This window comes from Pseudoalteromonas sp. 0802 (assembly GCF_013350085.1).
Lineage (GTDB): Bacteria > Pseudomonadota > Gammaproteobacteria > Enterobacterales > Alteromonadaceae > Pseudoalteromonas.
Genome location: NZ_JABVXE010000107.1, coordinates 1 through 379, shown reverse-complemented (window position 1 = coordinate 379; position 379 = coordinate 1). Strand labels below are relative to the sequence as shown.

The 379-nt window shown below is 42.0% G+C and carries 1 pseudogene; it reads left to right on the top strand.

The features are described 5' to 3' along the window. Positions 1 to 241: pseudogene (locus HUS61_RS22085) on the top strand (RNA-guided endonuclease TnpB family protein); the annotation flags it as partial. Positions 242 to 379 lie beyond the last annotated feature (138 nt).

Below are 379 nucleotides of genomic sequence, written 5' to 3'. Positions count from 1 at the left end.
AACTGCTGTTAAGAATGCTTTTTCAAAGGTTCGTTTGCAGCGCTTTCCAAAGCATAAAGTCTCATACAAAAAGAAAAGACTTCACAATGACTCGTTTCGAGCCGTTAATAATGCCAATTGCATTCGAATCGAAAATGGCGATATCAGTATTCCGAAGGTCGGCAAAGTGCCAATCGCTCTGCATAGTGAGCTAGTGAGCAAAATTAAGACCGTCACTGTTCAATATCATCACGGAAAATAGGAATGCAGTATCACTCAGGAAGTGGAATGCAAAACGGCTAAACAAGTTTTGGAAATGCTCTCTGGCTTTGACATCAACTCAAAGCAAACGGTGGTTGGTTCGAACGGTTTCGTGGCCGACAACCCGAAGTTTTTAAAG